The 25,369-nt window shown below is 64.9% G+C and carries 26 protein-coding genes; 12 read left to right on the top strand and 14 right to left on the bottom strand.

Features of this window, described 5'->3' with window-relative positions; all coding sequences use genetic code 11:
• The first annotated feature begins 121 nt into the window (after window positions 1-121).
• The 4 genes from GYK42_RS11370 (at window position 122) to GYK42_RS11355 (ending at window position 2,502) form a co-directional block, all read left to right on the top strand.
• Window positions 122-793, top strand: a complete 672-nt coding sequence (locus tag GYK42_RS11370; RefSeq protein WP_166447600.1) for a thiol:disulfide interchange protein DsbA/DsbL — start codon at window positions 122-124, stop codon at window positions 791-793.
• Between the two features lie 11 nt (window positions 794-804).
• Entirely contained in the window at window positions 805-1,029 is a 225-nt protein-coding gene (locus GYK42_RS11365) for a hypothetical protein (protein ID WP_166447599.1), read from the top strand.
• Window positions 1,030-1,110: 81 nt separating this feature from the next.
• Window positions 1,111-1,857 carry an SDR family oxidoreductase gene (locus GYK42_RS11360; RefSeq protein ID WP_166447598.1) on the top strand — a complete coding sequence of 249 codons (747 nt, stop codon included), beginning with the start codon at window positions 1,111-1,113 and terminating at the stop codon, window positions 1,855-1,857.
• 114 nt (window positions 1,858-1,971) lie between these two features.
• Window positions 1,972-2,502, top strand: coding sequence for an ester cyclase (locus GYK42_RS11355; RefSeq protein ID WP_431190168.1), 531 nt, complete (start codon window positions 1,972-1,974; stop codon window positions 2,500-2,502).
• Window positions 2,503-2,512: 10 nt separating this feature from the next.
• Here GYK42_RS11355 and GYK42_RS11350 read toward each other — a convergent pair whose 3' ends face one another.
• The 7 genes from GYK42_RS11350 to GYK42_RS11320 all read right to left on the bottom strand — a co-directional run bounded on the left by GYK42_RS11350 (window position 2,513) and on the right by GYK42_RS11320 (window position 9,156).
• On the bottom strand, window positions 2,513-3,430 hold the full coding sequence (locus GYK42_RS11350) for a LysR substrate-binding domain-containing protein (RefSeq protein ID WP_166447596.1): 918 nt from the start codon (window positions 3,428-3,430) through the stop codon (window positions 2,513-2,515).
• A complete protein-coding gene (locus tag GYK42_RS11345; protein WP_166447595.1) occupies window positions 3,427-4,323 on the bottom strand; it encodes an efflux RND transporter periplasmic adaptor subunit in 897 nt (298 codons plus the stop codon). Before GYK42_RS11345 ends, GYK42_RS11350 begins: the two co-directional genes overlap by 4 nt.
• 49 nt (window positions 4,324-4,372) lie before the next feature.
• Complete coding sequence (locus GYK42_RS11340; protein WP_034751763.1) at window positions 4,373-4,573, bottom strand: DUF1656 domain-containing protein; 201 nt, start codon at window positions 4,571-4,573, stop codon at window positions 4,373-4,375.
• Window positions 4,563-6,707, bottom strand: a complete 2,145-nt coding sequence (locus tag GYK42_RS11335) for an FUSC family protein (RefSeq protein WP_240943557.1) — start codon at window positions 6,705-6,707, stop codon at window positions 4,563-4,565. Before GYK42_RS11335 ends, GYK42_RS11340 begins: the two co-directional genes overlap by 11 nt.
• A gap of 10 nt (window positions 6,708-6,717) precedes the next feature.
• A complete protein-coding gene (locus GYK42_RS11330) occupies window positions 6,718-7,224 on the bottom strand; it encodes a MarR family winged helix-turn-helix transcriptional regulator (RefSeq protein ID WP_046682655.1) in 507 nt (168 codons plus the stop codon).
• A gap of 73 nt (window positions 7,225-7,297) precedes the next feature.
• Window positions 7,298-8,710, bottom strand: coding sequence for an efflux transporter outer membrane subunit (locus GYK42_RS11325; protein ID WP_166447594.1), 1,413 nt, complete (start codon window positions 8,708-8,710; stop codon window positions 7,298-7,300).
• Between the two features lie 128 nt (window positions 8,711-8,838).
• Window positions 8,839-9,156: a DUF4148 domain-containing protein gene (locus GYK42_RS11320; RefSeq protein ID WP_046682653.1), complete on the bottom strand. Its 318-nt coding sequence runs from the start codon at window positions 9,154-9,156 to the stop codon at window positions 8,839-8,841.
• Between the two features lie 285 nt (window positions 9,157-9,441).
• On the opposite strand from GYK42_RS11320, the gene GYK42_RS11315 reads away from it, so the two are divergent.
• The 3 genes from GYK42_RS11315 to GYK42_RS11305 all read left to right on the top strand — a co-directional run bounded on the left by GYK42_RS11315 (window position 9,442) and on the right by GYK42_RS11305 (window position 10,763).
• A complete protein-coding gene (locus tag GYK42_RS11315) occupies window positions 9,442-9,771 on the top strand; it encodes a hypothetical protein (protein ID WP_166447593.1) in 330 nt (109 codons plus the stop codon).
• A gap of 115 nt (window positions 9,772-9,886) precedes the next feature.
• On the top strand, window positions 9,887-10,204 hold the full coding sequence (locus GYK42_RS11310) for a hypothetical protein (RefSeq protein WP_046682651.1): 318 nt from the start codon (window positions 9,887-9,889) through the stop codon (window positions 10,202-10,204).
• Between the two features lie 82 nt (window positions 10,205-10,286).
• A complete protein-coding gene (locus GYK42_RS11305; protein ID WP_166447592.1) occupies window positions 10,287-10,763 on the top strand; it encodes a DUF2244 domain-containing protein in 477 nt (158 codons plus the stop codon).
• Here the strand turns inward: GYK42_RS11305 and GYK42_RS11300 are convergent.
• Both GYK42_RS11300 and mgrA read right to left on the bottom strand, forming a co-directional pair.
• Window positions 10,748-11,233, bottom strand: coding sequence for a hypothetical protein (locus tag GYK42_RS11300; protein ID WP_166447591.1), 486 nt, complete (start codon window positions 11,231-11,233; stop codon window positions 10,748-10,750). The genes GYK42_RS11305 and GYK42_RS11300 overlap by 16 nt on opposite strands.
• Before the next feature lie 76 nt (window positions 11,234-11,309).
• Window positions 11,310-12,350, bottom strand: coding sequence for an L-glyceraldehyde 3-phosphate reductase (gene mgrA / locus GYK42_RS11295; RefSeq protein WP_072454448.1), 1,041 nt, complete (start codon window positions 12,348-12,350; stop codon window positions 11,310-11,312).
• Between the two features lie 121 nt (window positions 12,351-12,471).
• Between mgrA and GYK42_RS11290 the strand changes: the two genes are divergently transcribed.
• Window positions 12,472-14,052, top strand: a complete 1,581-nt coding sequence (locus GYK42_RS11290; protein ID WP_166447590.1) for a CYTH and CHAD domain-containing protein — start codon at window positions 12,472-12,474, stop codon at window positions 14,050-14,052.
• Window positions 14,053-14,085: 33 nt separating this feature from the next.
• Here the strand turns inward: GYK42_RS11290 and GYK42_RS11285 are convergent, their stop codons facing one another.
• The 5 genes from GYK42_RS11285 to GYK42_RS11265 form a co-directional block, all read right to left on the bottom strand.
• Window positions 14,086-14,961 carry a Kdo hydroxylase family protein gene (locus GYK42_RS11285; protein WP_166447589.1) on the bottom strand — a complete coding sequence of 292 codons (876 nt, stop codon included), beginning with the start codon at window positions 14,959-14,961 and terminating at the stop codon, window positions 14,086-14,088.
• A gap of 79 nt (window positions 14,962-15,040) precedes the next feature.
• Window positions 15,041-15,412 carry a lysozyme inhibitor LprI family protein gene (locus GYK42_RS11280; protein WP_166447588.1) on the bottom strand — a complete coding sequence of 124 codons (372 nt, stop codon included), beginning with the start codon at window positions 15,410-15,412 and terminating at the stop codon, window positions 15,041-15,043.
• Between the two features lie 86 nt (window positions 15,413-15,498).
• On the bottom strand, window positions 15,499-18,471 hold the full coding sequence (locus GYK42_RS11275; RefSeq protein ID WP_166447587.1) for a sensor histidine kinase: 2,973 nt from the start codon (window positions 18,469-18,471) through the stop codon (window positions 15,499-15,501).
• Window positions 18,472-18,599: 128 nt separating this feature from the next.
• Window positions 18,600-19,178: a superoxide dismutase gene (locus tag GYK42_RS11270; protein ID WP_034751750.1), complete on the bottom strand. Its 579-nt coding sequence runs from the start codon at window positions 19,176-19,178 to the stop codon at window positions 18,600-18,602.
• Between the two features lie 212 nt (window positions 19,179-19,390).
• Window positions 19,391-20,410, bottom strand: a complete 1,020-nt coding sequence (locus tag GYK42_RS11265) for a LacI family DNA-binding transcriptional regulator (RefSeq protein ID WP_034751748.1) — start codon at window positions 20,408-20,410, stop codon at window positions 19,391-19,393.
• A gap of 433 nt (window positions 20,411-20,843) precedes the next feature.
• On the opposite strand from GYK42_RS11265, the gene GYK42_RS11260 reads away from it, so the two are divergent.
• Genes GYK42_RS11260 through GYK42_RS11245 form a run of 4 tightly spaced genes read left to right on the top strand, consistent with a single transcriptional unit; the run spans window position 20,844 to window position 25,369 of the window.
• A complete protein-coding gene (locus GYK42_RS11260; RefSeq protein ID WP_166447586.1) occupies window positions 20,844-22,145 on the top strand; it encodes an extracellular solute-binding protein in 1,302 nt (433 codons plus the stop codon).
• A gap of 7 nt (window positions 22,146-22,152) precedes the next feature.
• Window positions 22,153-23,160: a carbohydrate ABC transporter permease gene (locus GYK42_RS11255; RefSeq protein WP_166447585.1), complete on the top strand. Its 1,008-nt coding sequence runs from the start codon at window positions 22,153-22,155 to the stop codon at window positions 23,158-23,160.
• The gene (locus GYK42_RS11250; protein WP_034751746.1) at window positions 23,157-23,975 is read left to right on the top strand and encodes a carbohydrate ABC transporter permease; all 819 of its coding nucleotides are present in this window, start codon (window positions 23,157-23,159) and stop codon (window positions 23,973-23,975) included. Before GYK42_RS11255 ends, GYK42_RS11250 begins: the two co-directional genes overlap by 4 nt.
• 26 nt (window positions 23,976-24,001) lie before the next feature.
• Window positions 24,002-25,369: a GH1 family beta-glucosidase gene (locus GYK42_RS11245; protein WP_166447584.1), complete on the top strand. Its 1,368-nt coding sequence runs from the start codon at window positions 24,002-24,004 to the stop codon at window positions 25,367-25,369.

Below are 25,369 nucleotides of genomic sequence, written 5' to 3'. Positions count from 1 at the left end.
TGCGGCTTAATCGGGCGCAAACGGAGCGCGTAAAAGCGATTTTTTCCGACATGGCGACATCGCCCGGCGCAAAAAGTGGTAATCTCGCCCCGTTCACGACCACTTATGATGAAGGATTTATATGCGTTTTCTGCGTTTCTTGCGTCCCCTGCTTGCCGCCGTCACTCTGGTGGCGGCCACCGGCGGCGCCATGGCGGCCGATACCGGCTTTACCACGCTCACGACGCCAGTGCGTACGGACACGGGCAAGAAGGTGGAAGTGGTCGAGTACTTCATGTATTCGTGCCCGCATTGCTACGCGCTCGATCCGCTGATGCACGACTGGGTCAAGAAGCAGGGCGACAAGATCGCCTTCCGCCGCGTCCATCTGGCTGCCACCGGCCCGAAAGACTCTCAGGCGCACGCTTATGCCACCCTGGAAGCGATGGGCCAGCTGGACCAGTTCCACGACAAGATCTTCCGCGCCATCCACGTCGAGCGCAACCGCCTGAACCGCGATGACGCCATCCTCGACCTGCTGGTCAAGAACGGCATCGACAAGGCGAAATACCTGGACATGTTCAATTCGTTCGGCGTGCAGACCAAGCTGAAACGCAACGAGCAGCTGATCACCGCCAGCAAGATCGACAGCGCGCCGACCATCGTCATCGACGGCCGCTTCGTGACGTCGCCGGCGCAGCTGTCGCGCCCTGGCCAGTCCGAGCCGCAAACCCAGACGGCAACCCTGCGCGTGATGGATGAACTGGTGGCGCGCGTGCTGAAAGAGCGCGCTCCCGCGCCAGCGAAGAAGTAAGCGGAGAAGCCATGAAACAGCTACCCTGGACTTTGTGCGTACTGGCCTTAGCCCTCGTGGCGTGGCTGGCGATTGCCATCGTCAACGTGGAAAACCAGCGCAATGCGCTGGTCAGCAAGGCTTGCGTGGACCCCGCGTTCAAGAACGAGGTCGATGCGAAATGCCTGGCGTCCGTGCGGTCGCGCGAACACTGGTGGCAGCATCTGACTTACGCCATGACGCATTTCCGAAATTGAATGTGTCAGTACGAAAAACCCGCCGCGCGCGGGTTTTTTTTCGTCCGCGTATGATGAAGCCACAACTATTCAGGAGGAACGATGAAGGAAGTGATCTTGATTACGGGCAGCAGCCGCGGCATCGGCGCGGCGACGGCGCTGCTGGCGGCGCGCCAGGGCTATGCCGTGTGCATCAACTATGTGCGCGATGCGCAGGCGGCCGACGCGCTGTGTGCGCGCATCGTGGCCGACGGCGGCGAGGCGATCGCCGTGCAGGCCGACGCCAGCGATGAAGCGGACGTGGCGCGCCTGTTTGCGGAAGTCGATGCGCGCCTGGGAACCGTGACGGCGCTGGTCAACAATGTGGGCGTGCTGGAGCAGAAATGCAGGCTCGTCGACATGTCCGTGCAGCGCCTGGAACGCGTGCTGCGCACCAACGTGATCAGTTATTTCCTGTGCTGCCAGCAAGCCGTGCGGCGCATGTCGACGGCCCATGGCGGGCAGGGCGGGCGCATCGTGAATGTCTCGTCGGCGGCGGCCCGCCTCGGCTCTCCGGACGAATACATCGATTACGCGGCCTCGAAAGGCGCCGTCGATACCATGACCTTGGGCCTGGCGAAGGAAGTGGCGGCCGAGGGCATCCGCGTCAACGGCGTACGGCCCGGCATCATCTATACGGACATCCACGCGTCTGGCGGCGAACCGGGCAGGGTGGCACGCCTGGCGCCCGGCGTGCCGATGCAGCGGGGCGGCCAGCCGGAAGAAATCGCCGACGCCATTGTGTACCTGCTGGGACCGGGCGCCAGCTATGTGACGGGCAGCATACTGGACGTGGCGGGCGGGCGCTGATCTTCAACTGCTGCAAGTAACTGATTCAAGCGCGGGGCCAATTATCAAGCGGGGCAAGCGAGTCCAGAATGGCGGTGTGTCATGTGCATGCCGATCAACTCATTTGGAACTACTATGCCCGCTTTTGTCCCCGCCATCCTCGCCCTGTCGCTGTTGGCCGCCGCGCCAGCCCATGCCGCCATGGATTTGCCCATGCCGGTCCAACTGTCCGGCGCCACCGCCACAGATAAAACGGCGCTGGCCGCGCGCCGCTATGCCGCGTTCTGGCAAAGCGGAGATTCGGCCATGGCGCGGCTGGCGCTGGCCGACGACTTCACCGACCGCACCTTGCCCGCCGGCCGCCCGCAGGGACTGGCCGGCCCGCTGCAGGCGTCGCAAGTGTTCCATGCCGCCGTGCCGGATTTGAAGGTAACCATCGAGGAGATGCTGGTGGCCGGCGACCGGGTCACCCTGCGCCTGCATTTCACGGGCCGCTTCACGGGCGTCTTCCCCACGCCGCAGGGTCCCTTGCTGGGGCAAGGCCAAGCCATCGATTTCCATGCGTTCGACCTGTACCGCGTGAATGGGCAGGGGCGCATCAGTGACAACTGGCACCTGGAAGACAATCTGACCCTGCTGCGCCAGCTGGGCGTGCTGGCGCCGTGAGGGCGGTCCGCTAGGGCTGCGCCGGCAGCGCGGAAAACTGCTGCAGCAGGAAGTCGACCAGCAGAGTGACGCGCGGCGGCTGGAAGCGGCTGCGCCGGTACAGCAGGTTCAGTGGCACGCTATCGGAAAAATATTCGTCGAGCACCGTCTGCAAGCGCCCCGCGCGCAGGTCGCCGTCGATGTCGAGCAGGGACTTATAGGCATAGCCGTGGCCGGCCACGGCCCAGCGGCGGATGATTTCGCCGTCGTTGCTGTGCCAGTCCCCCTGCAGGCGCAAGCTGTGGCGCTTGCCGCTTTCGCGGTAGCGCCATTCCTGCGGCGCGCCGTCGCCGGCCGTGAGCACGAGGGTGGGCAGCGACGCCAGGTCGCGCGGCGTGGCCGGCAAGCCGACCCTGGCGGCCAGCGCGGGCGCCACGCACACGACGCGCCGGCCCGGGTGCAGCAGGCGCGCCACCATGTCGCTGTCGGGCAACTCGCCGTAGCGGATGGCCAGGTCGACGTCGTCCTGCACCAGGTTGGCCGTGGCGTCCGTCAGGGTCAGCGCATGGCGCACCTGTGGGTGCAGCGCGGCAAAGCGGTCGAGCATGGGCAGCAGCAACTGGCGGCCGATGTCCGATGGCGCCGAGATGCGCACCACGCCGCGCACGGAGCCGCTACCCGCATGCAAGCCGTCTTCGGCCTGCGCCAGCAAGTCCAGCGCCTGTTCGCTGTAGCGGCGGTAGTGCAGGCCTTCTTCCGTCAGGCGCAGCTGACGCGTCGTGCGTTCGAACAGGGTGGCGCCCAGCGCGGTTTCCAGGCGGGCGATGGCGGCGCTGGCGGCGGCCGGCGACAGGCCGTGCTTGCGGCCGGCCGCGGAAAAGCTGCCCAGCGCCGCGGCGTCGAGGAACAGGGCGATTTCCGCCAGGCGTCCGGCACCGCCGCGTATCATGCGGGGTGCGCGGCCGCTGGTTTCGGCGCCGGTGCAGAGTGGGGCGTGATCACCACGGTGCAAGTGGTGCCGGCCACCAGCAATTGTCCCTTGGGCTGCTCGTCGATGTGGATGCGCACGGGCACGCGCTGCGCCAGGCGCACCCAGTTGAAGGTGGGGTTGACGTCGGCCAGCAGTTCGCGGCCCGTAGCGGCGTCGCGGTCGGTGATGCCGCGCGCGATGCTCTCGATGTGGCCGTGCAGGGTGCCGCCGCTCATCAGATTCATTTCCGCCTTGTCGTCCTGCGCCAGCATGCCCAGCTTGGTCTCTTCGAAGTAGCCGACGACATAGTACGAGGCGCTGTCGATGACGGCCAGCTTGGCCGCGCCGACGGCGGCAAAGTCGCCCTTGTGCACGTTCAGGTTCGTCACGTAGCCGCTGACGGGCGCGCGCACGGTGGTGCGCTCCAGGTTCAATTGCGCCAGCGCGCGGGCGGCCACGGCGGCCTGCACTTGCGAGGTGGCCGAGGTGGCGGCGAAGGCTGCGCTTTCGCGGCTTTCCGTCGAGATGATGCTGGCGTCAAGATTGGCACGGCGCTGGGCTTCCTTGCCGCGGCGGCCCTGCTCCGTCCTTTGCGCGGCCAGCACGGCGTCGGCCTGCGCCAGCGCGCTCGTGTAGCGTTCCTTGTCGACGACGAACAGCACGTCGCCTTTTTGCACGACCTGGTTGTCGCGCACCAGCACGTCCGTGACGGTGCCGGCCACGTCGGCGCTGATGTTGACGATATCGGCCTTGATGCGGCCGTCGCGCGTCCACGGCGACTCCATGTAGCGGTCCCAGACGGTCTTGCCTATCCACAGGGCTGCGGCCAATAGCAGCAGGGTGATTGCATAGCGGGTCAGTTTGCTTACCATGTCGGCAGCCTTTCCTTGATCGGGTTGAACGGTTTTTTTATTTGTAGCGCTATTTGTAAAGCGATAAAGCCAGCGCGCCGAAGATGGCGATGAAGATGCACAGCCGCGCCAGCGACGGGTGCCACACCATGCGGTACACGCCCAGCCAGCCCAGCACGCGGTCGAGCAGGGTTTGCAGGGCTATGCTGAGGAGGAACAGGGGCAGCAGGGTAGGAATCAGAATTCCGAACAGGGCGAATTCACGCGGCATGGTGGTCTCCGGCGCCAGGCGCCATGTGGTCGAGTAATGAGGTGTAGATCGAGTGCAGGTCGGCCAGCGCCGTCTGCAGGCGTGCGCCGCGTTCCGGCGTGATGCCCGCTTCGGTTTGCGCGGCGCGCACCACGGCGCCTGCCTGCAGGGTGGCTGCCAGCGCCGCCTGCAATGGCGCGTCGCCGCGCGTGCGCAGCCAGCCGGCGATGCGGTCCACGCACTGCTGCAGTGCTTGCGGCGTGGCGCCTGGCCGGGCCGTCGCGATCAGTTCGCGCAGTTCGATCACCGAGTGGCCGATTTCCAGCAGGGTCAAGGCCTGGCGCACGACGGCGCGCGTGGCCTCGCCCGGCGCCGGGCCGGCCGCCGCATTGAGCTGGCTGAGCAGGTCGCGCACGCGGTTGTCGAAACGGTGTTTTACGCGCCGGGCGGGCGCCGTGCACGCATGCAGCGCTTCGCGCCACAGGGCGCGGCCGATATGGTCCTTGTGGCCCATCGTGTGCTCGGGCAGCAGCACGGCAAACACCAGGGCGGCCAGCATCAGTCCCACGATCAGCGCCATGCCCGTGTTCAAAAAGGCGGCGCCGTCGACATGCATCACATTCGTCGGCGCCATCTGCGTGATGAAGGTCGATACGCCCAGGCCCACGCCCAGCTTGGCGGGATTCGTCATCAGGTACAGGCCGACGGCCAGAAACGGCGCAAAACTGAGCACCAGCATGGGGAAGCCGTCGCCGTGCACCAGCACGAAGTACACGCAGACGAGCGACAGGGGCATGGCGATCAGAAAGCCCGCCAGCACCTGGCGGATCATCATGATGGGACGCGGCGAGGATGAGGCCAGCGCGCAGAACACGGCCGCCATCAGCATCGCCGTGCTGGCGTAGGGCCAGGCGAGGAAGTAGGCGCCCAGCGCCAGCAGGGCCAGGCTGATGCCGGCGCGCGCGCCGCTGGCAAGCACCAGCGCGGGCGGCGTCTTCGGCGCATACGCCTGCGGCGTGCTCACGTCCAGCGGCGTGTCGTGCACGAGGCTGAAATACACTTCGTGAAAGCGGCTCATGTCGCGCGCGAAGCGCTCGAGCAGTTCGCAGACGGTGTCGAAATCGATGCGCTGCGCATGCACGATGTGCGCACTGTCAATCTCCGCGCGGGCCTGGCCCAGCGCCGTCTGCAGATGCCGCTGCATGGTGTCGAGCGAGTCTTGCGAAGGCGTCGCCTGCAGCGCTTCGGCGACGATGGCGTACAACGGCGCGCAGGCCTGCATGACCTGGTTCTCGCCGTCGCGCTGCAGGCGGTCGAACAGGCGGTGGAAGGTATAGAAGGTGGTCAGCGCCGTCATGAAGGTGGCGTTGAAGGCGTGCAGCTTGCGGTTTTGCGCGCGCACGTGGCCCACTTTGCTGGTCACTTCAAACAGGGCGGCCGAGCGGCCCAGTTCCAGCGCCGCCACGTCGGCGGCAAACTGCAAATGCGTCAGTTCCACCTGCGCCGGCGTGAGCTTTTGCTGCAGCACGTCCTGGCAAAAGGTGAGGAATTTTCCGTAGCGGGCCTGCACCGTGCGCATCACCTGCGTGCCCTGGTGGCGCGGCAGCAGCACGCTGGAGATGGCGGCCGAGCAGATGATGCCCAGGCTCACTTCAGCCACGCGCGTGACGGCCAGAGAAAATACCTGCATCGGCTGCTCGATGGCGGGCAAGACGATCATGCAAGCCGTGTAGCCGGCCAGCACGTACACATACGACTGGGCGTTGCGGTGCAGGGCCGAGCCGCTCGTGCACAGGCCCACCCACAAGGCCAGGCCCGCGAACAGCAGCACGGGCTGCTGCGGGAACAGGCCGATCAGGGTCAGCGCGGCCGTGCAGCCCAGCAGGGTGCCGCACAGGCGGTAAAAGCTTTTTTCCAGCACCATGCCGCTGCTGGGCAGGGCCAGGATGATGGTGGTGGTCATCGCCGTGCTGGGCGAATCGAGGCCCAGGCGGTAGGCCAGCCACAGGGCGCAGAACGCGGCGATCAGGGTCTTGCCGACGTAGATCCAGCGTTCGCCTTCCGTCGCGCGCCAGTCCTGCAGCGCCAGCGCCAGCCAGCGGGCCGCCCGGGTCAGGGGGCCGTCTATAGGTGTTGTTGCTGTGGCTGGCGTCATCGATAGGCTATCAGTTCTGGTTGTTGAGATTGTTCAAATTGCGCAGCTGGCGCATGTACAGCTTGTCGAGTACTTGCAGCTCTTCTTCCGTAAACCCTTCGTACAGGGCCGAGGTTTCCTGGTACACGTCGGGCAGCGCCGTTTCGATCAGCGCGCGGCCCTTGTCGGTCAGCGAGATCATCACGGAGCGGCGGTCGCCGGGGCGCGTGCCGCGGTGGATCAGGCCGCGCGTTTCCAGGTCGTTGCACACGCGCGTCAGGTTGGCCGGTTTTTCATGGCAGGCCATGCCCAGGGTGCAGGCGTTCGACGTTTCGTCGTCCGTGCCGTACAGCACGGCCAGCACCATGTAGCTGGCATCGACCAGGTCGTGCTTTTTCAGCGCGGCGTTGGTCAGGTCCTTCATGCCTTTTTGAATGTGGTACGTCATGCGCAATAAACGCATCAGTTCCATGGGGAAGCCTGGCATGCGCGTGCGGATGTTTTGCAGCCGCTTGGAGGTGGCGTCAAAAGCGGTCATGTCATATTCCTTCATGTGTGAATAAAGTTCCGATTGTATCTTGTTGAGCTAGGGCAATGCCAGGATTGCAAGCTTATATGCCGCCTCCCAGTGCATTCATCAAGGAAACGTACAGATCGAGCTCGCGTGCCCCATTTTGCGCCTGCTGTTGTTCTTCCGCCAGCAACGCCACTTGCGTGTTGAGCATGGCGATGGCGTCGCTCATGCCCGCCTTGTACGCTTTTTCCGCCAGGTCGCGCGCGCGCTGCGCCGTGGCCAGCGCCTGCACGGTCAGCTCGTGTTGCCTGGCCAGCGACTGCGCCTTGGTGACGGCATTGGCCACGTCCGACATGGCGTTGATGACGGTGGCGTTGTACTGCTCCACGGCGCCGTCGTACACGGCCGTCTGGCTGCCCAGCTGGGCGCGCAAACGGGCGCCGGCAAAGATGGGCAGGCTCAGCGCGGGCGAGGCGCCGCGGATCTGCGAGTTGGCGTCGAGAAAATGGCTGAAGCCGAAGGCCTGGAAACCGGCGAACGCCACCAGGTTGACGTTCGGGTAGAACTCGGCCTTGGCGGCGTCGATGCGCTGCGCCGCCGCTTCCACTCTCCAGCGCTGGGCGGCGATGTCGGGGCGGCGGCCGATCAGGTCGGCAGGCAGCGCGGCGGGGATGGCCAGCGGCTGGTCCAGGCGCAGCACGGGACGCGTGAGCGCCGCGCCGGCCGCTGGCCCCTTGCCCGACAGGGCCGCCAGCTGGTTGCGCAGCAGGGCCAGCGATTCGGCCGACTGTTCCAGCTGGCGCCGGCCGGCCGGCAAGGTGGTTTCGATTTGCGCCACGTCGATGTCGGTGCCGATGCCGGCCGCCTTGCGCTGGCGCGTGATGTCGAGGATGCGGGCGCGCTGCGCCAGGCTGCGTTCGATCACGTCCTGCAGCTGGAATTCATACGACAGCTGGATGTAGGTGCGCACCAGGGCCGTTTCCAGCGCCAGGCGGGCCATCTGCGATTCGGCCGAGGCCATCTGCACGTCGCCCAAGGCGGCGGACAGGGCGGCGCGGTTGCGGCCCCACAGGTCCAGGTCGTACGAGGCCGTGACGGTGGCCTGGTTGCGCCACGCGTAATTGCCGGCCAGCGGCGCCGGCGTGCTGCCGTGCTGCGAATACAGTTCGCGGTTGATGGAGATGGCCGCGTCCGCTTGCGGGCGGGTCTTGTCCTCAAACGCGCCGGCCAGCGCCTCGGCCTGGCGCACGCGCGCCTGGGCGCCGCGCAGGGTGGGGCTGTCGGCCAGGGCCTGGTCCATCAAACGGTTCAATTGGGGGTCGTGCAAGTCTTGCCACCATTGCGTGCGCGGCCAGGCGATCGCTGCGCTGGCGGCGGCATCCATGGCCTGGCTCGCCTGCAGTTTATTGGCGTCGAGCATGGCCGATTGCGGCGCGATATGGCCCATGTCGGCGCAAGCGCTCAAGGCAAGGATCAGGCTGGCGGCAAGCAAACGACGGTGCAGGGACATGCAGGAACTCCGGAAGAAGGTGTTGGGGCAATGCTGACAGCTCGCCGCGGTGAGCGCCGGGAGTGGCCCGGGTGCTGCGCCGCAACTGAGGTGTGTTACTGACTGACTGAAACCGGCTGACTGGTTTCTTATTGCACGACGTGTTTTGCCGTTTGCGCGACGTCAAAGTCCGCTTCCGTTTGCGGGATCAGGCCAGCCTTGCGGGCGGCGTAGAACTCGGCCATGACTTGTTCGCGCGTCACCTGGCTGGCGGCGGTGGCCGGCGTTTTCGGGTAGTCGACTTCGCTGGTGGCGATTTCGCCGGCGTTGCGGGCACGGATGTATTCGGCCGTGACTTGTTCGCGCGACAATTGCTGGCCCGTGGTGGCAGGCGCGGCGCTTTGGGCGAAAGCCGAGGTGGCGGTGGTGATGGCAAACAATGCTGCGATGAGTGATTTGGCTTGCATGATAAGACTCCAAAATGTGCATGATGGCTGGGTGGATGGGCCGGATCGCCACGTACCGGTCGGTTCGGCGGCATGGCGCTGGTGGGCGCCGTGCCGCCGATGAGGCAGTTTCTGGATGAGAAAATGCTTACTTGAATTAACTATAGCAATGAATAGTACATTTGTGAAGTAATTTGTGAAAATAGTTGTGCGTCGCCGCATTTGCCCGCAGGAAAATGCCGTGCAGGCGTGCGCCGCTGGCCGGGCCAGGGGAGTAAGCTGGTTTTTTTATTAACGGAGGCAGTCATGAGCGGTAGTTCACTCGATCCGGACAATTTGCCCGTCACCCCCGACCGCGTCCTGGGCAGCGGCCATGGCAAGGGCGCGCTGGGCCCCAGCGACAGTTCCGACAGCGGCAGCGACATGCAGGGCGTGCCGGGCCAGGACCCGGAAGAGCTCGATAACGACAGCGATGCGGCCGGCACGGGCGAGCGGGCCGGCGTGGAGTCGCGCAATACGGCGCCCGACGGCGGCGACATCGACGTCGATCATGTGGAAAGCATGACGCCCGCGCAGCCAGCAGAGGAGGGTGATGGCGAGCCCGGCGCTTCGCGGACGCCAGCGCCGCGACCCTGATGCCATGGGCTGGCCGCAAATTGCCGCCGCTGTGTCGCCATCAGCGTAAAATGGCGGCAAGGCGGCGCGCGCGCCGCCATGGCCAGCCGGCCTGCACAGGATAGGATGTCAGAGGATGCAAACGCAGATGTCGCAAGAGAAAGAAAAAGACTTGATGTCGATGTACCGCGAGACGCGGCCGCGCGAGTTTTTTGGCGAAAAAAGTAATACCAATCACCTGGCCTGGAGTTTGCTGGTGATGTTGCTGGCGCTGGCGTTCTGGCTCGTCGTGGCCCTGGCTGCGGCGGAAAACCAGCGCTATGCCCTGGAAACGAAGGCGTGCCAGGATCACGTGTTTCCCACGGAAATCGACACGTCCTGCCTGAAACAGGTCAAGTCGCGCGACCACTGGTGGCAGCACGTGGGCCATGCGCTGGTGCGCATGGGCGCCTGAGCCGGCGCAAGCTGGCTGAACGATCTGGCCGAACCTGTCGGCGGCCACGAGGCCGGCGCGGTGATGGAGTGCGGGAGGCGCCATGCCACGCGATCACTCGCGCGAGCAGCCGCAATGGCTGCTGGCGCGCCACAGTGCCTTGACGGCGCGCCAGTTGCTGCGCGCCTATGGCTTGCTATGCCTGTTTTCCTTCGTCATTGCCGCCGCTTTTGCGCTGCGCGGCCTCTGGTACATTCCCGTTTTTTCGTTCCTTGAACTGGGCCTGGTGGCCGCCGCTCTGCTGCATTACCTGCGCCACGCGCGCGACTATGAACATATCGCCCTGCGCGATGGCGAACTGGTCATCGAACAGGTCAGCGCCGGCCACTGTCGGCGCCACCACTTTTTCCCGTGGCGCACGCGCATCGCCGTGCCGCAAGGGCCGCGTCAATTGATACACATCAACGATATGTGTGATGCTGCCCGCCATGTGTCAGTGGGCGTCTTCGCCACGCCGGAACGGCGCCGGCAAGTGGCGCAAGAACTATGCGCGCTGCTGCCGCCCTATTTAGGCCCGTAAAACTGGAAAGTCTGTACCACCAGCAAGGTGGTGGGGAAGCCCGTGATGGTCTTGAATTGCTTGACACCGGTGATCTTGTAGGCGCCGGCCTGGAACTCTTCCCCTTCCGCCCAGCTGTGATCCTTCATGGCAAACTGCAACAGATGCTTGTCGTTATAGCGGTGGCTGAAGATGGTGTAGGCGCCGACGCGGCTGGTGACGACGAAGTTTTCATCCTGCTGGTCGGCGATGAGCAGGATGCCCGGATAGCGCTCGATGCCCGCCTCTTCGTTCTGGATTCTCAGGATCACATCGGTAAAACTGCATTCGGCGTCGCGGATCTTGTCGCGCTTCGTGGCGATCTTCATCACCTCGTCGTAGCTCTTGTTATGCACGATCGACCATTGCGGCGAGTCGCAATAATTGGCCGCGCGGGCGTTGGCCGCACATGACAGCAGCAGGCAGACGGTGATGGCGGGGATGGCTTGCATGGAACCTCGTGGTGGATGTTGGACGGCGGCGGCAGTCTACCTGCAGGCTGCCGCCGCCACAAGCGCAGTGCGATCCTCAGGTGGCCCGCGACGGACCTTCCCACAGATTGATATGGCCTTCGCGCGCCTGCACGTCGATGGCGGCCAGCTCATCGGCAGTGAACGACAGTTGCTGCAGCGCGGCCACATTTTCGCGGATTTGCGCGCTGCTGCTCGCGCCGATCAGGGTCGACGTGACGCGGGGATCGCGCAGCACCCAGGCCAGCGCCATCTGCGCCAGGGTTTGCCCCCGCTGCGCGGCGATCTGGTTCAGGGCGCGCACGCGGGCCAGGTTTTCCGCGCTCAGATGCTGTTGTGTCAGCGAACCGCCGCCGGGACGGTTGACGCGCGCATCCTGCGGCACGCCATCGAGGTACTTGTCACTGAGCAGCCCCTGCGCCAGCGCCGTGAACGTGATGCAGCCCATGCCTTCCTGCTGCAGGGTGTCGAGCAAGCCATCTTCCTCGATCCAGCGGTTGAGCATGTTGTAGGCCGGCTGGTGGATCAGACACGGTACTTTCCATTCCTTCAACAGGGCGGCCGCCTCGGCCGTCTTTTGCGGCGAATACGACGACAGGCCCACGTACAGCGCCTTGCCCTGCTGCACGGCGGTGGCCAGCGCGCCCATGGTTTCTTCCAGCGGCGTGTCGGCGTCGTAACGATGCGAGTAAAAGATGTCGACATAGTCGAGGCCCAGGCGCTTCAGACTTTGGTCCAGGCTGGCCAGCACGTATTTGCGCGACCCGCCGCCCTGGCCGTACGGTCCCGGCCACATGTCCCAGCCCGCCTTGGTGGAAATGATCAGCTCATCGCGGTAGGGCAGGAAATCGTCGCGCAGCAGCTTGCCGAAATTGCTTTCCGCGCTGCCATACGGCGGGCCGTAGTTATTGGCCAGGTCGAAATGCGTGATGCCCAGGTCAAATGCCGTGCGCAGCATGTCGCGCTGCGAAGCCAGGTTGTTGCTGTCGCCAAAGTTGTGCCACAGTCCCAGCGACAGCAGCGGCAGTTTCAGCCCGCTGCGCCCGCAAGTGCGGTATTGCATGCTGTCATAGCGGTTCTCGGCGGCGTGGTAGGTCATGGCATCTCCTGGTTGAATGAAGCGTTTATTTTCGCGCAAAATCAAGGTCCGTGTGCGTGCGCCGTGCGCCTGGCCGGACGCGCCTTACAATAAGCGTTGAGGAGTCTCGCAAGGAGCGGTCATGGAAATCGAATTGAAACTGTTGCTGGCACAGCAGGATGTATCGCGTTTGCGCGCGCACCCGCTGCTGGCGCAATCCACGCAAGGTGAGCCGCAACTGCTGCGGATGCACGATATCTATGTCGACACGCCCGATCTGCAGCTGTGCCGTCACCAGGCCGGCTTGCGCGTGCGCCAGGTGGACGGGCGCTGGGTGCAAACCCTGAAGGCGGGCGGCACGGTCAGTGGCGGCTTGCACAGCCGCCACGAATGGGAAGGCGAGGTGCCGGGGCCGCAGCCGGACCTGGCCGCGCTCGACTCGGCCATCGGCCGCAAGCAGCCCATCCGCGCGCTGCTGCGCCAGGACGCCATCCGCGACGCCTTGCAGCCCGTGTTTACCACGCGCATGGAGCGCACCGTATGGCAGTTGCGCACGCCGCAGGGCGACGAGATCGAATGCGTGCTGGACCAGGGTGTCATCGAAAGCGGCTCGGATGGTGCCGCGCGCAGCGTGCCCGTCAGCGAGATCGAGCTGGAATTGAAGCAGGGGCAGGCGTCCAGCCTGTTCGACGTGGCGCTGGCCCTGCTGCAGAACGTGCCGCTGCAGCTGGGCCACATGAGCAAGGCGGAGCGCGGTTACCGTCTCGCGGCGTCACAGCCTCTGCAGGCGGTCAAGGCCCAGCCCCTGGCGCTGGACGCGGCCATGTCGGTGGAGCAGGTGTTCCTGGCCATCGCCGGCAATTGCCTCGAGCAAGTCAGTGGCAACCAGAATGGCGTGGCAGGGGGCGAGGACGTGGAAAGCGTGCACCAGATGCGCGTGGGCCTGCGCCGTTTGCGTTCGGCGCTGGGCATGTTCAAGTCGCTGCTGGCGCTGCCGGATGCCTTGAAAGGTGAACTCGAGTGGCTGGGCGGCGTGCTGGGCGAGGCGCGCGACTGGGATGTGTTGGCTGGCAATACCCTGGCGCAGCTCGATGGCGAGGCGGCCGCGGATGCGGCGGCGCTGGCAGATGCGGCGCACGCGCAGGCGCGCCTCAAGCACGAACAAGCGGCCCAGGCCGTCACCTCGGCGCGCTACACGGCTTGCATGCTGGGCTTGCAGCGCTGGCTGCAGGCGCGCGCCTGGCACGACAGCTGTTCCGCGCGCCAATTGCGGCGCCTGGACGCGCACGTTTCGCCGTTTGCCCGCGCGACCCTGCGCAAGGACCAGCGCCGCCTGATGAAGCGCGGCAAGCGCCTGCTGCATGCGACGCCGCAGCAGCGCCACCGGGTGCGCATCGCGGCTAAGAAGACGCGCTATGCGACGGAATTTTTTGCCTCGCTGTTTGCGGGCCGGGCCGTGAAACCGTATGTGGGGCGGCTGTCGGCGCTGCAGGATGAACTGGGCTGGCTCAACGATGTGCAAGTGGCCGACCGGCTGCTGCGGCAATTGCCCGAAGTTCAGGCTGGCCAGGCTGGCCAGGCTGACCAGTCCGCCCAGGACGGATTGCTGCTGCACGCGGCCTTCGTGCGCGGCTATCTGGCGGCGCGTGCGCAGGCGCAGGGCAGCGATGGCCGCATGCACAAGGCTTGGCGGCGCTTCAAGGCAGCCCGCTTGCCGGCCTGAGCCGGGTTCTTCCGGGCGTGAGATCAAGCCATTCTAGGCCAGCGGACGTCGCAACTGGCGTTCGAGGATGGCCAGCGGCGACTTGTGCGGGGCGGCCATGGCGCGCACGGGCAGCAGCCAGGTTTGCTCGAGCGCATGCTGTCCCCGCAGGGCTGCATGCGATACGGCATCGCTGAAGACGATCCACGTCTGGCCCGGCGCGAACGCATGCGTGTGCTGTTCCACCTGCGCCTGGTAACCGAGGTCGGCCTTCATGGCGTCGTGCAACTGCAGCATGTAGTGATCGTATGCCGTGCGCCGCGACTTGGTGACGCGCAGCCATTGCAGCAGGGCCGCCAGCACGGGTTGCGGACGCTTCGCGACGGGCAGGAAATGCTGCGCCACCTGTTCGAATGGCGCGCCCAGTTTCCACACGCGGGGTGCGTCGCGCGGATGGATGTTGGTGAACACGCGCAGGATGCGCCGGCCCTGCGTGGGCGAGGAGGGAAAGCTGTCGACATGCAGGCGCGTATCGTCCTTGCGCCAGGAAGTCACGCGGCCGGCGATTTCCACGGGACGAAAGCTGCCCTTGCCTTGCTGCAGATGAGCCGAATAGGCAGGCAGCAAGCCGGCCAGCAGGCGCTGCGTGCGCCGCGCATAGCGCTGCATCAGCGCGGCCAGCAGCGCCGCATCGCAGGCATTGCCGTGGCCGCGCACGCCGCGCGCCGGTTCCCAGCTGATGTTCTTGGTGATGCCGGCGCTACCCACAGCGCTGTTCAGCAGCGCATGTTCTTCCTGTCGCAGGGGAAAGCCCAGCGCGGGCAACAGCAGCACCTGTCCATCTTCGAGGGCCTGCTGCGCCGCCGCCTGCTGCGCTGCGCTGCCGCTGGCGTCCCACCGGTCCAGGGAAATATCGATGAGTTTGCTCATGGCACAAACGGGTAAAACATCGGAGCGGCCAGTATGGGCGCTTGCCGTCCGCTTCCGTTTGCGCTGGCGCAGATTCAGTTCACAGTTTGCTGTTCTGGCAGCCGGTACTAGCGCATTCGCGCACCCGGTCCTGCAGGAATTGCGCACGTTCGATGGTGGTTTGGGTGGCGCAATCGAGGTTCACATAGAAGCCCGACGATTCGCGCTTGGAGCAATTCTGGTTGCGGTTGGCTATCCACGCCAGCTGGCCCGATTTCAGCTTTTGCTTGCCGCTGGCATCGAGCTGGGAGCTAAGTTTCTTGTAGTTGGCGTTGAGTTCCTTGTCCGCTTCCTGGTACACCTTGTTGAGGCAGTACAGGCCGTCGAAGTCGTTGCGCGGCGTGTCGCAAGCCGAGTTGGCGAAGGCGGAACCGGAGGCAAACATGAGCAGGGCAAGCAGGCATTTTTTCATGGCGGGCTTTCAGAAAGTGGTGGGAACCGGATCGGCGAGCAAGGCAGCGCTCTTGCGCATCCTACAACACTTCCCTTCCAGCGCCGTCAGTAAGCCAGGCGGCCCGGCACGCTCACTTCGATCTGCGTGCCGGCGCCGGGCCGGCTGTCGATGCGCAGGCTGGCCGCGATGCCGGCGGCGCGCTCGCGCATGCCGACCAGGCCCCAGTGGCCGGGCCGCTGGCCCGTTTGCGCCACGGCGTCATCGAGGCCGCAGCCGTCGTCGCGCACGCGCAGGGTGAACGCATGGTCCGCATAGTCGAGTTCCAGCACGATGTTGGCCGCCTCGGCATAGCGCGAGGCGTTAAACAGCGCTTCGCGCGCGATCGCATAGATTTCGTCATGCACGCGCGGCTGCAGGCGCCGGCAGGTGCCGCTGACGTGCACCGTGAACGCATGCGCGCGGTGCTCTGCCAGGCCCTTGCCGAATTGCTGCAGCGCCAGGCGCAGTTCGTCCGGTTCGGCCGAGGCGCGCAAGTCCATGATCTGGTCGCGTCCTTCGATCAGCAACTGGTCGGCCAGGTTGAGGGTGCCGTCGAGGCGTGCCCGTTCGCGCGTGCCCTTGGGCAGCATGTCCGCATGCGCGTGGAACGACAGGATCAGGCCCTGCACGCTTTGCAGCAGGGTGTCGTGCAGCGAACGGGCGATGCGCGAGCGTTCGGCCAGGCGCTCCTGCAAGCGTTCCTGCAGCCGTTCCTGCATGTTGCGCGTCAGGTGGCGGATGCGCAGCACGTAACCGCCATACAGCAGCAGCGCCGCGCCCAGCGCCAGCAGCACGACGAACCATGGCGTTTGCACGAAGGTTGGCGCGATGACGATGGCTAGCCCTGTCCCCTGCGTGTTCCACACGCCGTCTTCGTTGGCGGCCGTGACCTCGAAGCGGTAGCTGCCGGGTGCGAGGTTGGTGTAGTAGGCTTCGCGGCGGCCGACCGCTTCTTGCCAGCCCGCGTCCACGCCCGCCAGTTTGTAGCGCAGGCGCACGCGTTCCGGCATCGACAGGCTCAGGGCCGTGAAGCCGATCTGCAGGGTCTTGCTGCCCTGCGGCAGGTGCAGCGGCTTGCCATCGTCCAGCGCGTAACGCGCGCCATCGGCCAGCAGGCTGTGGATCTGCACGGGCGGCGCCAGGGCGTTGCGGCGGATGTGCAGCGGGTCGAGCATGCCGATGGTGGCCGAGGTGGAAAACCACAGCTTGCCATCGGGCGCATGGATCAGCGACGGCACGGGGCGCAGCTGCGAGGCATGGCCCTGCAAGCCGTCGAGCGCGTCGAAGCGTTCCGAGGTAACAGCGCTGCCGTCGCGCATCCACGCGGCCAGGCTGGCAGCGCCGATATGGTCGATGCCGTCCGCGCCATGCAGCCACAGGTCGCCGTCCGGCAGGCGCACGATGCCCGACACGCCGCGAAACGCTGCGCCGCGCGCGCCGCGCAAGGTGTGGAAGCGGCCGGCGCGGTACAAGGCCACGCCGTTTTCGCCGCCGGCCCACATCGCGTCGCCATCGCGGTACAGCTGCAGCACGGTGCCCACTTGCAGGCCCTCGGGCGCGCCGAGCCGCCTGACGGCGCCCGCGCGCTGGCCATCGGCCACCAGGCTGACGGTATTGTCGGCATGGCCCAGCCAGACGGTGCCGGCGCCATCCATCGCCATGGCCGTCGTCAGCACCGTCGGCAGCCCGGACAGGCCGCCGTTCGCGCTCCATTTTCCGTCGTTCAGGCGAAACAGGCCGCCGCCGGAAAACGAGGCCCACAGGGCACCCGAGCGGTCTTGCTGCAGCGCCTGCGGATCGAGCCCTTGCACGGGCGCCACCACGCGCGTCATGGTTCCGTTGCGCGCGCGATGGTGGAGTTCCTGCTCATTGCCCAGCCACAGCGTGCCGTCGGGCGCCCAGTGGCTGGCCGCCAGCGCCCCTTTCAAGATCACGTTTTTCATGCCATCGGCCGTAAAGCTGCGCACGTCGCTCACATAGTCGCCGATCCACACGTCGCCGTCGGGCCCCGGCAGCATGCCGGGATGGTCGAAGGGCACGGCAACGGCCAGGGTCTTCAGGCGGTTCGGCCGCAGCCGGTCCAGGCCCGTCGAGGTGCCGAACCACAGATTGCCTTCGCGGTCCTGGAATGACGTTTGCGGCAGCGGGCCGCTGATGCCGTTCTGGCGCGTCAGACGCTGGGCCGGCAGGCTGGGGCCGGAAGGGTCGAACTTGCGTTCGATGCCGTCGGGCTGCATCAGCCACATGGTGCCGGCGCGGTCGAAGCGGATGCTGTTGCCCCTGGCGTCGGGCCGGATGGGCGCATCGCCGCGCGGCGCGCTGGTGCGCACGCGATAGTAATTGCTTTGCGCATCGACGGCCCAGATGGCGCCATCGGGCGCTTCATCCATGCCGGTGAGGATGGTGCGCGGCCAGGCATGGGAAAAATGCGTCTCTCCCGGCCTGCGGAAATAGGCGCCATGCATGGTGCCCATCCACTGCGTGCCATCGCGGGCGAACAGGATCTGGTAGACGCGCTTGTCGGGCAGGCCCACGTTGGCCGCTTGCGCAACGAAGCGGTCCGCGCCCGGTGCCAGGCGCGCCGCGCCATCGCGCGTGCCGACCCAGATGGCGCCGTCGGGCGCTACCTCGATATGGAACACGGCGCCCGGCGGCAAGCCGTCCGCCTCGCGGTAGGTGCGTGTGCCATCCTTGCGAAAGATGCTGACGCCGCCGAGGCGGTAGCCGACCCACACGGCGCCGTCCGCCGGTGTGGCCAGGCCCAGCACATTGCTCGACGGCAGGCGGTGGCCGTACACGCTGTCGACCCTGTCGAAACGCACGCCGTCGTAGCGGTACAAGCCGGTGGCCGTGGCGATCCACAGCCAGCCATCCTTGCCCTGGGCGAATTTCAGCACATCGACGGGCGCGCCTTGCAGGGCGCCCCAGGCATTGTGGGTATAGTCGGACAGCAGGGGCGATGGGGCGGCCGCGCACGCGTGCAGGTGGCACGCCAGCAGGGGCAGGATCAACAGGCGGCGCAGCAGGCGAGCGGACATCGTGGCAGACGGAGATAGCGGTGGCGGGGCAGTGATTGTAGCGCAGCGCCGTGCCTTTCAGCAGGCAAAAAAAAGCCTGCGCGGGTGGCGCAGGCTTCTTTTCGCCCTACGTTGACAGGAACTGGCGCTTACGCGAAGTTCTTGGCAACGAAGTCCCAGTTGACCAGGCCCCAGAACGTTTCCACGTACTTGGCGCGCAGGTTGCGGTAGTCGATGTAGTAGGCGTGTTCCCAGACGTCGCAGGTCAGCAGCGGCTTGTCGCCGGTGGTCAAAGGGCAGCCGGCGTTCGAGGTGTTGACGATGTCGACGGAGCCGTCGGCTTTTTGCACCAGCCAGGTCCAGCCCGAACCGAAGTTGCCCACGCACGACTTGGTGAATTCTTCCTTGAACTTGTCGAACGACGACCATTTGGCGTTGATCGCGTCAGCCACGGCACCCGCAGGCGCGCCGCCGCCGGCCGGCTTCATGCCGTTCCAGTAGAAGGTGTGGTTCCATACCTGGGCTGCATTGTTGAAGATGCCGCCCGACGATTTCTTGATGATCTCTTCCAGCGACAGGTTCTCGAACTCGGTACCCTTGATCAGGTTGTTCAAGTTGGTGACATACGCCTGGTGATGCTTGGCATAGTGGTATTCCAGGGTTTCTTTCGAAATATGCGGCGCCAGAGCGTCCATTTCATACGGCAGTGGTGGCAGAGTATGTTCCATGTGATGTCCCTTTGTGGTGAGTGTTCGGAGTCTTCCAGCCTGAGGCCGGAGGGTTGAGCCAAGCTTGCTTGAAGCAGGCATTCTTGCTGAACGAGCCACTATTGTAAAGCGGATGCGCCATTGCTGCAGATTCCGGCACGCGTCGCGGATGCCTTTGGCGTAGTGATTCTCGTTCAGCCTGAATCGGGCGGAAAAGTTCCCAGCCGCAAGCCTTAACGGATGCGCCGGGTGGTTTCCCTGACGATCAGTTCCAGCGGCGGAATGGCCGCCTGCACGGCTTCGCCATTGATCAGCCCCAGCAGCGCTTCCGTGGCGATGCGGCCGATGTCGTACAGGGGCTGGTGGATGGTCGTCAGTGGCGGCGTCGTGTAGGACGAGCCGGGCAAGTCATCGAAACCGACGAGCGAGATATCGTCGGGCACGCGGATGCCCTTGCGGTACAGGCACAGGCGCACGCCATAGGCGGACAGGTCGTTGGCGGCGAAGACGGCGCTGAATTGCTGCTGCGTATCGAACAAATGGTTCATGGCCAGCATCCCGCTTGCCTCATGGAAATCACCTTCCACCATCAGCTTCGGGTCGATGGCGATGTCCGCTTCGCGCAGCGCGCGCTGGTAGCCCGTCAGGCGCTCGGCCGCATCCGTGTTGTTGGCGGGGCCGGCCACGAAGGCGATGCGGCGGTGGCCCAGTTCCACCAGGTGGCGCACGGCCAGGTAGGCGCCGTATTCGTTGTCGAGCTTGAAGCCGATGGCGCTTTTCGTGGCCAGCAGGCGGCCCGTCGAAACGATGGGCCGCTGCTGCGAGAAATCGAGCACGCTCTCGTCCGAGATGCGCCCCGATAGCAGGATGATGCCGTCGACCTTCCTCGCCAGCAGCAAACGGATGCGGTCCGCCTCTTCCTGCGCATTCCAGTGCCCGCTGACGATGACGGACGCATAGCCCGTGTCCTTCAAGCCGTCGTCCACGCCGCGCAGGCTTTCGTCGAAGAAGGGGCTGGAAATATCCTGCACCACGATGCCGATGGTCATCGAGCGGCCCTTCTTCAGACCTTGCGCCATCTGGTTCGGCGCGAATTTCATGTGCGCGATGGCCGCCAGCACGGCGTCGCGCTTGTCGTCGGAGACCCTGGCCGTGCCATTGAGGATGCGCGAAACGGTGCTGGGCGACACGCCGGCCTGGCGGGCCACGTCGAGCAGGGTGGAAGGGGGAGCAGCGTGGGCGCTATCGTTCAAGGTGATTCCCGGGTATCAAGATGGCTGGTTCTCAGTGCTCTGAAAACCTTTTCATCGAAAGATTACCATAAATGCCTAAAGGGCCGTAGGTCGGCGTAGGCCGGGTTAGCCCGCAGGGCGTAAGCCGACATAGCGCAGCCAACAACGCGCCGTAACCATGCCTCTGGCGCCAACAATGTTGTCGGATTACGCGCGTAGCGCTAATCCGACCTACGCTTGAAAACGTTTTCACGAAAAACAACAGCATCTTGAAATGGCGGATTTTTGCGTCTTTTCATAGGAGAACACGCGCCATGGCGTGCATCTCGCCATGCTGCCCTCAATAAAAATGACAACTTTTTCGATTGACTTGATTTTCTTTGCGGTGTTAAATGAGCACATGTTGTGAAAACGTTTTCAAGATAGAAGACGCTCAATAAACGGAGATGAAATAATGAAGTCAAGCATCCTTGGCGCCGCCCCTCTGGCTGCGCTGACCCTGGCCTTTGGCGTGGCCGCCGCACCTGCAGCCGTCCCGCCGGCCGTCTCGCAGGCCGCACCGTTGCCGGCGCTGGCCCCGGCCACGATTACCGTCGCCTCGTTCCCCGACCTGGACCGCGCCGTGAAGACGGCCTTGCCCCTGTGGGAAAAACTGTATCCGCAAGTAAAGGTCAAGCTGGTCAGCCTGCAGATCGACGACCACCATAACTCGATGACGACGGCGCTGGCGGCCGGCGCGCGCCTGCCCGACGTGATGGCCATCGACTTCCGCTACGTCGGCAGCTTCGCCGAATCGAAGGGCATGGAAGATTTGCTGCAGCCGCCATACGGGGCAGGGCAGTACCGCGCCCAGTTCGTGCCGTTCACCTTCGTCCAGGCGACCAGTTCGCGCGGCACCCTGGGCGCCATGCCGGCCGATCTGGGACCTGGCACCTTGTTCTACCGCAAGGACCTGATGGACAAGGCGGGCATCAAGGAAAGCGATCTGACGCAATCGTGGGAGTCGTATATCGCCGCCGGCAAGAAGCTCAAGGCCGCCACCGGCACCTATCTGCTGGCCGGCGCCAGCGACCTGGCCGACATTGTCATCCGCGCCAATTTGAAAGATGGCGAAGGCATCTATTTTGGCGACAAGGGCCAGGTGCTGGTCGACTCGCCCCGCTTCGTGAAAGCGTTCGAACTGGCCAAGGCAGCGCGGGTCGCCGGCATCGATGCGCGCACCGTGGCCTGGACGGGCGAGTGGGCCGAAGGCTTCAAACGCGACAAGGTGGCCAGCCAGATGATGGGTTCGTGGCTCAGCGGCCACCTGGCCAAGTGGCTGGCCCCCGATTCCAAGGGCCAGTGGCGCGCGGCGAACTTGCCGGCCGGCGCGCTGGCGTCCTACGGTGGTTCCTTCTACGGCATCCCGAAAAAGGCGGCGAATAAAACCCAGGCCTGGGAATTCATCAAGTTCATGACCGTGAACAAGGATATCCAGCTGCACTCGCTCAAAGAGATCGGCGCCTTCCCGGCCCTCAAGGCTGCGTATGCGGACCCGATGATGGACGAGCCGCAGCCGTATTTCGGCGGCCAGAAGACGCGCATTCTGGCGCGCGACACGGCGGCGAAAATCCCCGTCATCCGCGTCGACAAATTCGACGCCGTGGCGCGCGACATCGTCAACATGGAACTGGAAAGCGTGCTGGCGCAAAACAAGGATATCAAGACGGCGCTTGCCGACGCCAAGGCCCTGATTACCCACCGCGCGCGGCGCTAGGAGCAGCATGACTACCTCCATGCCTTGTACCGATGGCGCGCCCGCTGCTGCTGCGGCGCGGCCCGCCAGGAAACGCTACAACATGAAGAAGTGGGCGCCGTATATTTTCATCAGCCCCTTCTTCATCCTGTTCGCCGTCTTCAGCCTGTTCCCGCTGCTGTTTTCCATCTATCTGTCGTTTAACCAGTGGGAAGCGGCCAGCGGCGTGGAAGCCATGCAGTGGGTGGGCCTGGACAACTACAAGTACGCCTTGAGCGACCCGTGGTTCTTGCGTTCGCTGGGCAATACCGTCTGGCTGGCGCTGGCCTCGGGCGTGCCGCAGCACCTGGTCGCCATTCCGCTGGCAGCCTTCATCCACAACAGCTTCAAGCGCTCGCGCAACCTCGTGATCGGCATTTACTTTTTACCGTTTATCACGTCCAGCGTGGCCATCGCCATGGTCTTCAACACCCTGTTCTCGCGCGACTATGGCCAGATCAATGTGCTGATCCAATGGTGCGCCAGCCTGCCGTTAATCGGTGGCCTGTTCCCGGCCGAATCGATCGACTGGCTGGGCAGCTCGCTGTTCATCAAGCCGGCCGTCGCCTTCGTGATTTTCTGGCGCTATCTGGGCTGGAACCTGGTGCTGTATCTGTCCGCGTTGCAGGTGATCCCGAAGGATCTGTACGAGGCGGCCACCATCGACGGCGCGTCGAAACGCCAGCAGTTCTGGTACATCACCTTGCCGCAGCTGCGTCCGATGATCTACCTGGCCGTGACACTCACCATCATGGGCAACCTGCAGCTGTTCGAGGAACCGTTCGTGCTGGTGGCCGAGTCGAGCGGCGTGAGCCAGTCCGTGATGACGACGGCTATCTTCGTCTACAAGACTGCGTTTTCCTCGGGCGACTTCGGCACGGCGTCGGCCATTTCCTGGCTGCTGTTTTTGATCATCGCCAGCACCACCTGGGTCAACAACCGCATTTTCAGCCGCAATGAACGCAATGAACGCAATGAACGCAAGGAGGTCCGATGAAAACCACCCGCTGGACGGCCTACGCCATGGTAGCCATCGGCGCCCTGATCATGGTCGCGCCGTTCTACTTCATGTTCGTCTTCGCCACGCACACGAGCGCCGAGATCTACAGCCTGCCGCCGCCGCGCTGGTTCGGCACGGCCCTGCTCAACAACCTGGAATTGCTGCAGGAGCGCCTGCCGTTCTGGCGCAATATCGGCATCAGCCTGTACGTGGCCCTGATGACGACGGCGCTGACCTTGTTCTTTTGCTCGCTGGGCGGCTATGCCTTCGCCATGTACGAGTTCCGCTTCAAGCGGCCCCTGTTCACCCTGGTGATGGCGTCGATGATCATCCCCTCGTTCATGAACATGATTCCGACCTTCATGCTGATGGATTTCCTCGGCTGGCTGGACCAGCCGCGCGCCCTGTACGTGCCTGGCGCGGCCGGCGCGCTGGGGATTTTCCTGATGCGCCAGTACATCGGCACGGCGATACCGAAGGACTTGATCGAGGCGGCGCGCATCGACGGCTGCGGCGAATTCGCCATCTACTGGCGCGTCGTGCTGCCGCTGATCGGTCCCGCGATGGGCACCCTGGGCCTGATCACCTTCATCAACTCGTGGAACAATTTCATCACGCCGCTGGTCGTCATGCGCTCGGTCGAGAACTATACGATCCCGCTGGCCTTGCGCAGCATGCAGGCGCCGAACAACACGGAGTGGGGCGCGCTGATGACGGGCGCCGCCATCGCCGTGCTGCCGCTGCTGCTGATGTTTTTTGTCGCCTCGAAGCGTTTAATTGAAGGACTGACCCAGGGCGCCGTCAAAGGCTAGCACTTTTTTCATCCACTCACACTGACATGACCACCATGCATAACGACGACATTGATACCAATTTCCCCGCCACCTTCACCTGGGGCGTGGCCACCAGCGCCTACCAGATCGAGGGCGCCGCCGCCATCGACGGCAGGGGCCCATCCATCTGGGATACCTTCAGCCATACGGATGGCAAGATCATCGACGGCAGCAATGGCGACGTGGCCTGCGACCACTATCACCGCTACGCGGAGGACGTGGAGCTGATCGCCAGCCTGGGCGTGAACGCCTACCGCTTTTCCATGTCCTGGTCGCGCGTGCAGCCCACGGGTTCCGGCGCCTGGAACGAGGCCGGCTTCGACTTTTATGGGCGTTTGCTTGACGCCCTGGCCACCAAGCGGCTCGATGCGCATCTGACCCTGTACCACTGGGACTTGCCGCAAGCCTTGCAGGACGAGGGCGGCTGGCTCAATCGCGCCACCTGCTACCACTTTGCCGCCTACGCGGCCGAGGTGGCGCGCCGCTTCGGCCACAAGGTGGTCAGCATCGCCACCCATAACGAACCATGGTGCACGGCCGTGCTGGGCCACGGCACGGGCCAGTTCGCGCCCGGCATGGCCGACCCGGCCGCCGCCGTGCAAGTGTCGCACCATCTGCTGCTGTCGCACGGCCTGGCCATGCAGGCGATGCGCGCCGTCAATCCGCCCGCGAAACTGGGCATCGTGCTCAATCAATGGACGGCCACGCCGGCCACGGACAGCGCCCAGGACCGCGAACTGGCCGAACTCGAATATGCGCGCTCGGTGCAGTGGTATATGGACGCCATCTTCAAGGGCCGCTACCCGGCCCTGGCCCTGAAACACGTCGACGCTTCTGCTTTATCCATCTTTGAAAACGATTTCATGGATATCAAGCAGCCCATCGATTTCCTCGGTGTGAACTATTACACGCGCGCTTTCATGAGCGCCGAGACGCCGCCGCGCAAGCCCGAATGCAAGCTCGGTGTCAACGACATGGGCTGGGAAACCTATCCGCAAGGCTTGACGGAACTGCTGGTCGGCCTGCACCGCGAATACCGATTGCCGCCCGTGTATATCACGGAAAACGGCATGGCCGTCGCCGACAAGCCCGTCGACGGCAAGATCCACGACGCGCCGCGCATCGAGTATGTGCGGCTGCACCTGGACGCCTTGCGCGCCGTGATCGCGCAGGGCATCGACGTGCGCGGCTATTTCTACTGGAGCCTGATGGATAACTTCGAGTGGAACTCGGGCTACGCCAAGCGCTTCGGCATGGTCTACGTCGACTACGCCACGCAGCAGCGCAGCTTCAAGGACAGCGCCCTGTGGTATCGCGATTTCATCGCCGCGCAGCGCGCATCCCACGCCGCCCTCCTGGCCGAGGAGCACTGA

The sequence above is a fragment of the Janthinobacterium lividum genome (assembly GCF_011601275.1).
Taxonomy (GTDB): Bacteria; Pseudomonadota; Gammaproteobacteria; order Burkholderiales; family Burkholderiaceae_D; genus Janthinobacterium; species Janthinobacterium lividum_E.
Note: the sequence above shows the minus strand (reverse complement) of the source record. Positions and strands in the feature narration are given on the sequence as shown.